The 12,833-nt window shown below is 46.0% G+C and carries 14 protein-coding genes; 12 read left to right on the top strand and 2 right to left on the bottom strand.

Annotation, left to right across the window (positions count from 1 at the left end; translation table 11 throughout):
* From ACTQ50_RS00470 to ACTQ50_RS00435, 8 genes are all read left to right on the top strand, one after another.
* Positions 1-795: an ABC transporter ATP-binding protein gene (locus ACTQ50_RS00470; RefSeq protein ID WP_441482475.1), complete on the top strand. Its 795-nt coding sequence runs from the start codon at positions 1-3 to the stop codon at positions 793-795.
* Positions 792-1,553 carry an ABC transporter ATP-binding protein gene (locus ACTQ50_RS00465; protein ID WP_441482474.1) on the top strand — a complete coding sequence of 254 codons (762 nt, stop codon included), beginning with the start codon at positions 792-794 and terminating at the stop codon, positions 1,551-1,553. The genes ACTQ50_RS00470 and ACTQ50_RS00465 overlap by 4 nt, the downstream gene beginning before the upstream one ends.
* A 459-nt stretch (positions 1,554-2,012) precedes the next feature.
* Positions 2,013-3,551 carry an ABC transporter substrate-binding protein gene (locus ACTQ50_RS00460; protein ID WP_441482673.1) on the top strand — a complete coding sequence of 513 codons (1,539 nt, stop codon included), beginning with the start codon at positions 2,013-2,015 and terminating at the stop codon, positions 3,549-3,551.
* A gap of 68 nt (positions 3,552-3,619) precedes the next feature.
* Positions 3,620-4,612 carry an ABC transporter permease gene (locus ACTQ50_RS00455; RefSeq protein WP_441482473.1) on the top strand — a complete coding sequence of 331 codons (993 nt, stop codon included), beginning with the start codon at positions 3,620-3,622 and terminating at the stop codon, positions 4,610-4,612.
* Positions 4,609-5,448 (top strand): ABC transporter permease, encoded by an 840-nt coding sequence (locus tag ACTQ50_RS00450; protein ID WP_441482472.1) that lies wholly within the window; start codon positions 4,609-4,611, stop codon positions 5,446-5,448. The genes ACTQ50_RS00455 and ACTQ50_RS00450 overlap by 4 nt, the downstream gene beginning before the upstream one ends.
* Positions 5,449-5,576: 128 nt before the next feature.
* Entirely contained in the window at positions 5,577-6,551 is a 975-nt protein-coding gene (locus ACTQ50_RS00445) for an ABC transporter ATP-binding protein (protein WP_441482471.1), read from the top strand.
* Positions 6,548-7,165, top strand: coding sequence for an ABC transporter ATP-binding protein (locus ACTQ50_RS00440; RefSeq protein ID WP_441482470.1), 618 nt, complete (start codon positions 6,548-6,550; stop codon positions 7,163-7,165). The genes ACTQ50_RS00445 and ACTQ50_RS00440 overlap by 4 nt, the downstream gene beginning before the upstream one ends.
* A gap of 214 nt (positions 7,166-7,379) precedes the next feature.
* On the top strand, positions 7,380-7,973 hold the full coding sequence (locus tag ACTQ50_RS00435; protein ID WP_441482469.1) for a 50S ribosomal protein L25: 594 nt from the start codon (positions 7,380-7,382) through the stop codon (positions 7,971-7,973).
* Positions 7,974-8,150: 177 nt separating this feature from the next.
* On the opposite strand, the gene ACTQ50_RS00430 is transcribed toward ACTQ50_RS00435, so the two are convergent.
* Both ACTQ50_RS00430 and ACTQ50_RS00425 read right to left on the bottom strand, forming a co-directional pair.
* On the bottom strand, positions 8,151-9,053 hold the full coding sequence (locus tag ACTQ50_RS00430) for a selenium metabolism-associated LysR family transcriptional regulator (protein WP_441482468.1): 903 nt from the start codon (positions 9,051-9,053) through the stop codon (positions 8,151-8,153).
* Between the two features lie 11 nt (positions 9,054-9,064).
* Positions 9,065-10,246, bottom strand: coding sequence for an aminotransferase class V-fold PLP-dependent enzyme (locus tag ACTQ50_RS00425; protein WP_441482467.1), 1,182 nt, complete (start codon positions 10,244-10,246; stop codon positions 9,065-9,067).
* Positions 10,247-10,404: 158 nt separating this feature from the next.
* On the opposite strand from ACTQ50_RS00425, the gene yedE reads away from it, so the two are divergent.
* The 4 genes from yedE to ACTQ50_RS00405 all read left to right on the top strand — a co-directional run bounded on the left by yedE (position 10,405) and on the right by ACTQ50_RS00405 (position 12,764).
* Positions 10,405-11,484 carry a YedE family putative selenium transporter gene (gene yedE / locus ACTQ50_RS00420; protein ID WP_441482466.1) on the top strand — a complete coding sequence of 360 codons (1,080 nt, stop codon included), beginning with the start codon at positions 10,405-10,407 and terminating at the stop codon, positions 11,482-11,484.
* A gap of 72 nt (positions 11,485-11,556) precedes the next feature.
* The gene (locus ACTQ50_RS00415) at positions 11,557-11,763 is read left to right on the top strand and encodes a sulfurtransferase TusA family protein (protein WP_441482465.1); all 207 of its coding nucleotides are present in this window, start codon (positions 11,557-11,559) and stop codon (positions 11,761-11,763) included.
* Positions 11,763-12,005 (top strand): DUF3343 domain-containing protein, encoded by a 243-nt coding sequence (locus ACTQ50_RS00410; RefSeq protein ID WP_441482464.1) that lies wholly within the window; start codon positions 11,763-11,765, stop codon positions 12,003-12,005. The genes ACTQ50_RS00415 and ACTQ50_RS00410 overlap by 1 nt, the downstream gene beginning before the upstream one ends.
* 123 nt (positions 12,006-12,128) lie before the next feature.
* Positions 12,129-12,764: a DUF3786 domain-containing protein gene (locus tag ACTQ50_RS00405; RefSeq protein ID WP_441482463.1), complete on the top strand. Its 636-nt coding sequence runs from the start codon at positions 12,129-12,131 to the stop codon at positions 12,762-12,764.
* Positions 12,765-12,833: the final 69 nt, after the last annotated feature.

Raw genomic sequence — 12,833 nt, 5'->3', positions numbered from 1 at the left:
ATGGAAAAGAAAATATTAACCTATGATTCGGTGGAGATATCCTTTGACGGGAAAGCGGTAGTCCATGATGTAAGTTTCTCCCTCGCACCAGGAGAAATCCTTGGCCTGGTAGGAGAATCCGGAAGCGGTAAGAGTACACTGATCAAGGCTGCTATGGGACTTCTGGGTTCCGATGGCCTTGTGACCAGAGGAGATATCTTTTATATGGGACAAAATATTCTGGACATTCCAGAGAAAGAGAAAAGAAAAATCCGGGGTGCAAAAATCGGCATGATTTTTCAGGATGCAGGAGCTTCTCTCTGCCCCATCCGAACAATTGGTGATCAAATTTATGAGAGCATGGGGGCTCATAAGAAAGTGAGCAGAAATGAGGCAAAAGAATGGGCTATGGAACTGTTTGACAAGCTGAATTTTAAAGATAGCCAGCGAGTGTGGGACAGCTATCCTTTCGAGTTGTCAGGGGGAATGAATCAGAGAGCAGGAATCGCTATTGCCATGCTGATGAATCCTCCGGTCCTTTTTGCAGATGAGCCTACCAGCGCGCTGGATGTATCGGTTCAGCGTCAGGTGGTGCAGGAAATGCTGAAGCTTAGAGAACTGTTTGGAACTGCAATTATAATTGTAACCCATGATATTGGGGTAGTACGTGCAATGGCGGATACCGTTCTGGTCCTGAAAGACGGAAAAACAGTGGAATACGGAGAAGCCGGGAAGGTATTGAACGATCCCCAGGATCCATATACGAAGAAACTGCTGGCAGCAGTACCAAGGCTTAAGAGAAAGGAAAAATCATGAACACACTTTTGGAAGCAGAACATTTAACCAAGGTATTCACCCAGAGGGGAAAAACGTCTTTCAAAGCTGTGGATGATGTAAGCTTTACTCTGAAAGCAGGGGAGACCCTTGGAATTGTAGGAGAATCCGGCTCTGGTAAAAGTACAGTGGCAAAGATGATCACAAGGCTTACGAATATTTCAGAAGGAACTTTGAAATTTCAGGGAAAGGATATTACGAAACTGAAGCAGAGTCAGTTGAAAGACGTATATGGCAATATACAGATGGTTTTTCAGAATCCGGTAGGTTCCTTTGATCCCAGAAGAACTTTGGGAGACGGAATTGGCGAGAGCCTGCGAAATCGTGGAATGAAGAAGACAGAGGTCACGAAACGGGTAAAGGAGCTGCTGGAACAGTGCGGACTTGATGGAGAGTTTGCAGGCAGATATCCCCATGAGGTCAGCGGAGGTCAGTGTCAGAGAGCGGCGATCGCAAGGGCTCTGGCAGTAGAACCGAAGGTGCTGATTTGCGACGAGGCTACCAGCGCACTGGATGTGACCATCCAGAAGCAGATCATGGAACTTCTGGAAGAACTGAAGGATACACATGGGCTGTCGTTTATTTTTATCTGTCATAATCTTGCACTTGTACAGAGCTTCTGCGATAAGGTGCTGGTTTTGTATGATGGGAAAGTTGTAGAGAGCGGGAAACCGGATGATATTATAAACGCACCGCAGGAGGCGTATACAAAGAAGCTGGTCGAGGCGGTATTTGAGTAATAAGTAAAGAGCACAGAAAGAAGATCTATGCAGAGGAATCATGAATTATTCATGGGTTGCTGTATGGATCTTTTTCTTATTAGAAATCACAGTAAATGATATTCCATAAAATGACAAAATTATGCAAAATAGGAATGGGCAAATATCCCCCTGGGGAGCTTGTAGCACTGGTGGATTCTGGTAAAATTAGTTTCAGCAGCAAGGCAGAGAAAAGCCGGAAATGCGAATTCTTATACATAGTTACATGTAACACCTCCACTCATTATTACATGTAAATACAGACCTTCTATAGAAAGACAGTTATAGGAAAAAACTTATAACTGCCTTTCTTGTCTAAGAAGAAATGGAGGAAAATTTGATCAGAAATCTTCAGAAAACTATTTTCTGTTGATAATAAAAACAAGAGGGAGAAACGCTATGAAAATCAAAAAAGTAATCAGTTTATTATGTACAGCAGCCATGCTGCTTGCAGTACCTGCCGTGAATGTGTATGCGGGGGCGGAGGATCAGTCCGTGATCGTGACAATGCCAACCACATCAGAGCCGGAGTCCGGATTTGATCCGGCTTACGGATGGGGAGCCGGAGAGCATGTCCATGAGCCGCTTATCCAGAGTACACTGGTTCGTACCACCAAGGATCTTGGAATCGAAAATGATCTGGCAACGGAATATTCCTGCAGCGACGATGGCCTTACCTGGACAGTCAAAATCCGCGATGATGTAAAGTTTACAGATGGAGAGCCATTGACAGCAGGGGACGTGGCATTCACATTTAATACATGCCGCGATGAAAGCTCCGTCAATGATTTTACCATGTTAAAAGAAGCTGTGGCAGTAGATGATACCACAGTAGAATTTCATATGAATGAGCCATATTCTATCTGGCCGTATACTATGGCAATCGTGGGAATCGTGCCTGAGCATGCCTATGATGAGAATTACGGACAGAATCCAATTGGTTCCGGCCGCTATATTATGAAACAGTGGGATAAAGGCCAGCAGGTTATCTTCGAGGCAAACCCGGATTACTATGGAGAGGAGCCAAAGATTAAAAAACTAACTGTTTTATTTATGGAAGAAGATGCTGCGCTGGCAGCAGCAATGGCTGGACAGGTGGATCTGGCGCATACAGCAGCTTCCTACAGTGAGCAGGAAATCGAAGGATACAAGCTTTTGAATGTGGAAACAGTAGATAACCGGGGGTTTAATCTTCCTTGTGCAGAGCCAGAAGAAAAAGAGGGAATCATTTATGGAAACAGCCTGACTGCAGACGTGAATGTCCGCCGCGCCATTAACCTGGCAATTGACCGTGACGAGATGATCGAAAATGTGTTGAATGGTTATGGAACAAAGGCTTACAGCGTTTGCGACAAAATGCCATGGTACAATGAGGAGGCGGTTACTGAGTATGATCTGGATGCAGCGAAAGCCCTGATGGAAGAGGCCGGATGGGCAGAAGGGGACGATGGAATCCGTGAAAAGGACGGAGAGAAAGCAGAGCTTACCCTTATGTTCCCAAATGGAGATTCTGTTCGTCAGGCACTTGCGGAAGATACAGCTAATCAGCTGAGAGAACTTGGAATTGAGGTAACCACTTCCGGCGTTGGCTGGGATACCGCCTATGATCAGGCACAGTCAGAATCGCTTATGTGGGGATGGGGAGCGCACAGCCCAATGGAGCTTTACAATATTTATCACACCATCGGAGAGTCTGGAAGTGCAGAATATTCCCCATATGCAAATGAGACAGTAGACAACTATATGGATGAAGCACTTGCAAGCAGCAGCCTGGAAGAGTCCTATGATTTATGGAAAAAAGCACAGTGGGATGGAACAACCGGAATTACACAGGAGGGAGATATTCCGTGGATCTGGCTTTGCAACATTGATCATCTCTATTTTGTCCGTGACGGCCTGGAAGTGGCAGACCAGAAATTACATCCTCATGGTCATGGCTGGTCCATTGTAAATAACGTAGACCAGTGGGATTGGGAATAAGTTTTTCAATCTGATCCATGCGTAATGGTTCATGAAATGGAAGAAGAAAACAGAATGGACAAAGTAAGATGAAACGGATAGGTATTTACGCAGGTAAGAACCTGCTGCGGATTATTTTACTGCTTTTTGCAGTAAGTATTCTCACCTTTGCCCTTGTATCAGCCTCCCCTATTGACCCTTTGCAGGCCAATGTGGGGCAGGCTGCCCTGGGCAGTATGAGTGAGGAACAAAAAGAAAAGCTTCGCTCCTATTGGGGCGTGGATGAACCGCCAGTTCAGAGATATCTGAACTGGCTGAATGCGTTTATAAAGGGCGATGCTGGAATTTCCCTGTTATATCGGCAGCCAGTGACAAAAGTCATTGCAGTGAAGCTGGGAAACTCTCTTTTTCTTATGGGGCTGGCATGGCTGGTTTCCGGACTGGTGGGATTTCTACTTGGAGTGATCGCAGGTGTGTTCCAGGGAAGACTGCCAGATAAGCTGATAAAGGGATATTCCCTGGTGATCGCCAGTACACCTTCTTTCTGGCTGGCTCTGTTATTGCTGATCATTTTTGGAGTGTGGTTAAAGATACTTCCCATTGGACTTAGTGTTCCTATTGGGGTAGAAGCCAGTGGAGTTACATTTTTGGACAGAGTGCGCCATGCTATTCTTCCGGCGGTTACCTTAAGTATTACAGGAATTTCCAATATTACCTTACATACCCGGGAAAAAATGATCGACATCATGGAATGCGATTACATTCTTTTCGCAAAAGCCAGGGGAGAGAAAACAGGAAGGATTATTTTTCACCATGGTATTCGAAATGTGCTGCTCCCGGCGCTGACCCTGCAGTTTGCGTCTGTCAGTGAGATCATAGGAGGGTCTGTTCTTGTGGAGCAGGTATTTTCCTATCCGGGGCTTGGACAGGCGGCAGTGGCGGCAGGAACTGGCAGTGATGTCCCTCTTCTTATGGGAATTACGCTGGCAACTGCGGCAATTGTTTTTCTGGGAAATTTCGCGGCAAATGTGCTGTACGGAGTGATCGATCCCAGAATCCGAAGAGGAGGGACTGGGCTGTGAACTGTGGATTACGAATAAGACTGAATCAACGGCAGAAGGCTCGGATTTTACTTGTTTTTTCTGTTATTTTCTTAACGGTGACAGTTATCCTGGGAATCTGCTTTCATGATGCAGCTATGGTTACGGACTTTTCCAGAAAAAATCTTGCCCCATGCCTGAGCTATCCTTTTGGAACGGACTGGCTGGGACGAAACATGTTTTACCGGACCCTTACCGGGCTGTCCACCAGTATCCTGATCGGAGTACTGGCAGCAGGTGTCAGTGCTGTTATGGCGCTTATTCTTGGAATTTGTGCGGCAACATTGGGGAAAACTGCCGATTCTGTGATTACATTTGTCATTGATATGGTTATGGGAATCCCCCATATTCTGCTTCTTATCCTGATTTCCTATGCAATGGGAAAAGGGCTGAAGGGCGTTATTGTTGGAGTTGCGCTCACCCATTGGACTTCTCTTGCAAGGCTGATCCGTGGGGAAGTTTTGCAGCTGCGGGAGAGTGAGTATATTCAAATTGCAGCCAAACTAGGCTGCAGTAAATGGCAGATTGCCAGAAAACATATGCTTCCCCATCTTTTTCCCCAGTTTGTGGTAGGGCTGGTGCTTCTGTTTCCCCATGCCATTCTTCATGAATCAAGCATTACCTTTCTGGGATTCGGTCTGTCCACAGAACAGCCTGCTATTGGAATTATTCTGTCCGAAAGCATGCGTTATCTGATCATGGGAAAATGGTGGCTGGCAGTATTCCCTGGGGTTATGCTGGTACTTACGGTGGTGCTGTTTGAAAAAGGGGGAACAGCACTTCGGCAGATCCTGGATCCGGGGAGTGTTCATAAATAGCAGGAAGGACTGTCTGTCAGAGTGTGCCAAAAGGATTTCTGCAAGATGTGCATCACAAAGTGGAGTGCGCAGATTGAGGGAATGATTTTGGGAGCGCGTTCTAAAAGACAGCAGTGGTTGAAAAAAAGATGAGTTGTACAGATAAGAAAAAAATACTGGAAATAGAAGAACTTTCGGTTTCCTTCCTCCAATATGAGGGAAAAAGCAGCCGCCAGAGCTGGCTTCCGGTTATCTCAGGTTTGTCTGTGGCGGTGCGGGAAGGAGAACTGGTAGCGGTTGTTGGTTCAAGCGGCTCCGGCAAAAGCCTTCTGGCACATGCAATCCTGGGAATTCTGCCTTATAATGCCAGAGTATCTGGAAAGATGAAATTTCAGGGGGAGTTTCTTGATGAAGACAGGATTCGGAAATTTCGGGGAAATGAAATCGCTTTTGTGCCCCAGAGCACCATGTATCTGGATCCTCTTATGAAGGTGGGAAAACAGGTTCGGGGAAAAGCTGGAAGAAAAGCTGGTGGTTTGCAGAAAAAGCTTTTTGCAAGATACGGGCTGTCTGAAAGCACGGAAGAGAAATATCCTTTCGAATGCTCTGGGGGAATGACCAGAAGGATTCTTTTGTCTACGGCGCTGATGGGAAATCCGAAGCTGATTATTGCAGATGAGCCGACGCCTGGAATGGATCTTAAGCTGGCGAAAAAGTCCATGGAGGATTTCAGAAAGTTTGCAGATGAAGGCAATGGTGTCCTTTTGATTACACATGATATTGAGCTGGCACTTCAGGTGGCAGACCGGATCGTGGTTTTTTATGCCGGAAAAACAGTGGAGGAAGCTCCGGTTTCGGATTTTCGTACAGAAGAAACTTTACGGCATCCCTATACGAAAGCGTTGTGGCGGGCGCTTCCGCAGAATGGTTTTACGCCCCTTGCAGGGACACAGCCTTATGTGAAGGACATGCCGGAGGGGTGCCCTTTTGAACCGAGATGCAGCTGGCATCAGGAGCGGTGTAAGGGAGAGGTTCCAATGGTACAGGCTGGATGCGGGAGTGTGAGGTGCGTCAGGTACTGTGACAGTGAAAAATATAAATTGGGGGAGGATGCGAAAAGTTGATTCTGGAAGCGAGGGATATTTCATTTTCTTATGATGGAAAAGGTGCAGAACTTTTTTCAAATATAAATTTCAAGGTGGAAAACACCGAAAGAGTCTGGATACCAGGACCAAGCGGTTATGGAAAAACTACGTTATGTAAACTCCTTGCTGGTTACTTAAAGCCTTGTAAAGGGCTGGTTTTGCTGGATGGAAAGCCTTTGCCGAGTAAAGGGTATTGCCCTGTGCAGATGATCTGGCAGCATCCGGAAAAGGCTGTGAATCCCAGACTGAAAATGGAGAAAATTTTATCCGATAGAGGGCGTGTTGAAGAGCGGATCATAGAGAGGCTGGGAATAGAGGAGGATTGGCTGAACCGATATCCCCAGGAATTGTCCGGCGGGGAATTGCAGCGTTTCTGCATTGCGAGAGCACTGGGAAAAGAGACTAAGTTTCTGATTGCAGATGAGATCAGTACCATGCTGGATCTGATCACACAAAGCCAGATATGGAATTTCCTGCTGGAGGAAGTAAAAAGGCGTGAAATCGGATTGATTGTGGTGTCTCATAGTGAGGCATTAGTGAGACGGGTTGCAGAGAGAGAACTGCCTTTTACGGCAGAAAAGAATGTTATCTGAAAATTTTGAGTGATTCATCTATTTTATACTTCTATTTTCCAAGAAAAACAAGAGCAGATTTTACCAAAAAAATCTCCCGAAAAAAAATATGTTTGGTTAATCATAATCAGAACAGGTGGCTATAATAAGGGACGTAAAAAGAAAAAAGAAGTACTTAACAAAACCTCTTTGTTGAAGGCTGCTAAGCGTTTCAGAATTTTGGAGGAAAAGATAAATGAATACTTTAAAAGCTGAAAAAAGAAGCATGGACGTCAAAGCTAAGAGATTAAGAAGAGAAGGATACGTAACAGGTAACCTGTTCGGCAGAGAAATCGAAGGTTCCATTCCCCTTAAGTTCACCAAGAAGGAAATTGAAGTTCTTCTGAAGAACAATAACAAGGGCAGCCAGGTAATGCTGGAACTGGATGGCAAGACCTACGATGCGCTGATCAAGGAAGTTGATTATAATCCACTTGCACATACAGTAGAAGAGGTAGATTTCCAGGCACTGGTAAGCAATGAGATGGTTCATTCCACTGCTGAGATCATTCTGGAAAATGAAGAGAAGGTTATGTCCGGTGTTCTGCAGGATGAGTTAAAAGAAGTTGCATACAAAGCACTCCCGGCAGATCTGGTTGACAAGATCAAAGTTGATGTTGCTGGCATGAAGATTGGTGATACTCTCCGTGTGAAAGACCTTGAGATCGCTAAGAACAAGAATATCCACATTACAACTGATCTGGAAGCTGTTATTGCAACTGTAACAGCAGTTCACAACGTTGTACCGGAGACTGAGACAGAGACAGAAGAGGCTGCTGAGGAGAAATAATTTAGATGCAGCTGCTGAAACTGGATTGAATTTTGAATATGTGTGAATGAAATAGGAAGCTGTTCACTGAGAAATTGGTGGGCAGCTTCCTTTTGTTTTTTATACGGGTAACGAGCAAAATTCCATGTTTGCATGAGACCTTGGCGCTTGGCGCGATTGGCATTTCCCAAAAGGCGGTTATTGGTAAAAATTCTTCACGAATTTCAAAAATTGCTTCACATGCGGTTTTAGAATCCGGTTTTTACTGTACACAATGTAGAAGGTTCGCATGGCGGATTCGTGGTTCAGGGGGAACATGAGGATCTGGTGGGTGGCGGCAAGGTCCTTGGCGGAGCAGGCGGAGAGGATGGAAATGCCAAGGCCGCCGGCTACAGATTTGCGGATGGCTTCCAGGTCGTTCATGCGGGCTACAATGTGCAGGGAAGTGTCTGGGATATTATGTTTTTCCAGATAGCGGTCGATTTCCTTTTTGGTGCCAGAGCCGGTTTCGCGCATAATAAAGGGCTCCTGGAGAAAATCGGAAAAGTCCAGGGTTCCAGTGGCTGCCTTCTGCTCATATTGAAGGTAATGCTCGTTGACTGGAGTGGCAATTACAAGTTTATCTTTGCAAAAGGGGATAAAACAGCAGTCCGGTTCGTCAAAGGTATTTCCAACCAGAGCCATGTCCACACTGCCATCCAGAACCCTTGCCACAGCGCCCAGACTGTCGGACTGCCAGGAATGGAAATAGACGTCTGGGATCTGGCTGGTAAAGGCATTTAGGATGTCAGGCAGAAGATAGGAAGATGGAATGGTGGAAACTGCCAGGTCAATGATCTTTTTGTTTTGTCCGGTGAATTCTTCGATAATGTTGCTGCGCATGTTCAGCATGTTGGAGGCACAGTCGTAGAGCTGAAGACCCCGCTGGGTGATGGTCAGCTTCTTGGTGGTGCGGATCAGCAGCCGGGAGTTTAATTCCTGCTCCAGGGAATTGATGTGGGCGCTGATGGTGGGCTGGGTCAGGTTCAGCTGGCGGGCGGCTTCGGAGAAGCTTTTGTTTTCGACTACGGCTACGAAGGCTTCTAATTGTTTGAATTCCATGGTGGCTCCTTTTATATATTTAAAATTTTTTTCAGTCCCTGGATGGCAAAATCCAGCTCATTTTTTGTATTTTCCGGTCCAAAGGAGAATCGGATAGTTCCGGCTGGGTAAGTACCAAGTGTTTTATGTGCATTAGGCGCACAGTGTAGCCCCACTCTGGTCATAACCCTGTATTCGCTGTCCAGCCGCCATGCCACCTGGGACATATCAATCTCAGGCGTCTGGATGGAAACAACGGCGTTTCGGTCAGTGAGATCTTTTTTTCCAATAATGCGTATGTGTTTGCCGGTATCGTCCAGTGCTTGCAGCTGCTGTAATAAATAGTCTGTGAGAGCCATTTCTTTTTCATATAGGGCATTCATATGGGGAGAAAAGGTGTCGTTATTTCTTTTTAAAAATAACAGTGCCTCATGCAGCCCATAAATTCCCGGCAAATTGGGTGTCCCCGATTCGAAACGGTCCGGTAGAAAATCAGGGATCTCTTCTGTGTGGGATACACTTCCCGTTCCTCCGGAAATCAGCGGTTCCATCTGTTCTGCCAGTTCCTGGGATACCAGAAAACCGCCAGTTCCCTGTGGCCCCCGAAGGCCCTTATGTCCGGTAAATGCCAGGGCATCAATGTGCATTTTTTCCATATTAATTGGCACAATTCCAGCTGTCTGCGCAGAATCCACAATAAAATAGAGATGGTGCCGCTGACAGATTTCCCCAAGAGCATCCAGGGGCATTCTGGTTCCACAGACGTTGGAAGCATGTAAAGTAACGATTGTCTTCGTTTCTGGTTTGATCATTTTTTCCACTTCTTCCAGGATCATAGAGCCATCCTCCCGGCAGGGAATCCGGTCAAAAGAAACTCCCTGAGAAGCCAGCTGAACAACTGGGCGCATAACTGCATTATGTTCCATGGCCGACACCAGGATGTGGTCGCCTGGCTTAAGAATTCCCTTTAAGATAAAATTGAGGCTGGTGGTGACATTCGGTGTAAAAATCACGTTCTTGCATTTGGAAAAGTGGAAAAGCTCTGCCAGAAGCTGCCGTGTCTCATACACAACCTCCTCCGCAGAGTAAGCACTGGAGTAGCACCCACGGTTCACATTGACTCCGTTCATAGTCAGATAATCCATCATAGCCTGCGCCACCCCCGGAGCCTTGGGAAAAGAGGTGCTGGCCTGGTCGAGATAAATTCGGTTCATTATTATATCCTCTCTTAAGTTCTATAATCAAATCATACCACAACCTATCGAAAATATCTATAAATCCTGAAAATAATCCTACATAATCAATTAGAGTTTTCTGACAAAAAATGCTAAAATAAAGAAAAGATTTGACAGTTATCTAAGGAGGAAAGAGTATGAAAGAAACATTGTCAAAGAAAGAGACACCTGTGATCATCGGAGCAGGTGTCATCATTGGAATCATTGCAGTGGCACTGGTGTACTTCGGAAACCCTGCAAACATGGGATTTTGTATCGCCTGCTTCTTGCGTGACACCACAGGTGCACTTGGATTCCATAGTGCAGCAGCGGTGCAGTACATCCGTCCGGAAATTGTAGGACTGGTACTTGGCTCCTGCATTCTGGCACTTGCAACCAAAGAATTTAAGCCAAGAGGCGGCTCCGCCCCTGTTACCCGTTTCGTGATCGGAATGTTCGTCATGATCGGCTGCCTGATGTTCCTTGGCTGTCCGTTCCGTATGATCCTTCGCCTGGCAGGCGGTGATTTTAACGCCATTTTCGGATTGATCGGGTTTGTAGCAGGAATTCTTGCCGGTGTATTTTTCCTGAAAAAAGGCTACACCCTGAAACGCTCTTATAAAATGCAGCCAGTTGAAGGCGGTATTTTTCCAGTAGTAGAAATCGGAATTCTTGTGCTTCTTATTGCAGCCCCGGCTTTTATCCATTTCACAGAAGCTGACGGCGGTCCTGGTGCAAAACATGCCGCAATCGCCATCTCCCTGATTGCAGGACTTCTGGTAGGAGCCATGGCACAGAGAACCCGTCTTTGCATGGTTGGCGGAATCCGTGACGTGGTTCTTTTCGGAGAGTGGAAGCTGCTGCTTGGATTTATTGCAATCCTGGTAAGTGCACTTATTGGAAATATGGTCCTTGGATATTTCAATCCTGGATTTGCAGGTCAGCCAATTGCACACACAGACGGTCTTTGGAATGCACTTGGAATGGCACTGGCAGGATTTGGATGTGTCCTTCTTGGAGGGTGCCCGCTTCGTCAGCTGGTACTGGCAGGAGAGGGAAATACAGACTCTGCAATTACCGTATTTGGTCTGATGGCAGGTGCTGCTGTGGCGCATAACTTTGGACTTGCTTCCTCTGGAGAAGGTCCTACTGCAAATGGAAAAATCGCTGTAGTTATTGGATTTATAGTTTTGATCGTAATTGCTGTTGTAAACTCTATGAGAAAGAGCGAAGCGTAAAGAAACTAAAAAATGTGCTTCAAGAAGAGAAGTACCCTAAATAAGATTGAATTGCGAAAGGAGATTTCCCTTATGAAAACAATCGACGCAAGAGGACTTTCCTGCCCGGAACCAGTGATCCGTACCAAGAACGCGCTGGCCGCTGGCGAGAAGGCATACACCGTAATGGTAGATAATGTAACTGCCAAAGAGAATGTATCCCGTTTTGCCCTGCACCAGGGATATCAGGTATCTGTAAAAGAGGACGGCGAAGATTTCATCCTCACCCTGGAGAAATAATGGGAGATTACATAGCCACATTTTTTTCCCATTTCGGGGCAATGGCGTTTAAGAAAAAATGTGACAAAGAAGACTACCCGGCTGTGATCATGCCGGTGCCAAGAAATTTAAGCTCTTCCTGCGGAACCTGTGTAAAATTTACCGGCTCCCCGGAAACTGCAGAAACCTGGCACTCCGACGAACTGGAGCAGCTGGCAGAAATACTTGAAAATGGAAGTTTTCAGGTTATATGGCATAGTTAAAATGTGAAAGAGAACTGGTATGGACATCACTATGGATATCGGTTCTCTTTTTTTCGTGCATATTGACTCTGACTTTGCTAAAATAGAGGTAATGTGGAAAAAATAATTTCAGGAGGTGCGCAGGTGAAGGCGGAGAAGTCTAATTATGAGCAGGTGATTGAGAATTGGCGGCAGAAATTTCTGGAGATGGATCAGGAGGCGCTGATCCGGAAATTTAATTTAGAGGCAGATGAAGAGGCTTTATATATTACATATTTTTCCAGGAGGCTGCGGATTGACAGGCGGGATGGCGTGATCGCAGATCAGGAAGTGCGGCCTGGGTTTGATACGGTGATGAATATTTATAATACCTTTTATTATGCGGCGGAGCATCCAGTGGCATCTGGAAATCTGGTGGCGTTCCGGCAGGTGAAGCGTGTTTATCCATTTGAGGCGGCATACAGGAGAACGATTATCTCACGGCTTCAGGAGATTTTTTCAGGGAAAACCGCGGAACTGAAAAAGGCATGTGAGATTCTGGGCGGTACACCGCTGCCTCAGGGAGATGTTGGGTATGTGCTTCCTGTATTTCCATTCCTTAATATAGCAGTGCTTTTCTGGGACAAAGACGAGGAGTTTGATGCTCAGGCGAATATGCTCTTTGACTCGGAGATTACGGAGTTTATGCATGAAGAGAATGTGGTGTGCGTGGCTGCGGATGCGGTATATTATCTCACGAAAGCGGCAGGGTTACCAGCTGAGAAGATTTATGCAGAGTAAATTATCGTAACTATTCAGAAGGCAGTATTCCGTGAAGCGCGTAACTGTGAAGGTACTGAACGGTTACAA

This window comes from Blautia sp. Sow4_E7, from assembly GCF_052116245.1.
Lineage (GTDB): Bacteria > Bacillota > Clostridia > Lachnospirales > Lachnospiraceae > Blautia_A.
The sequence above is the reverse complement of the archived record's forward strand: the minus strand, read 5'-3'. Positions and strand labels throughout refer to the sequence as shown.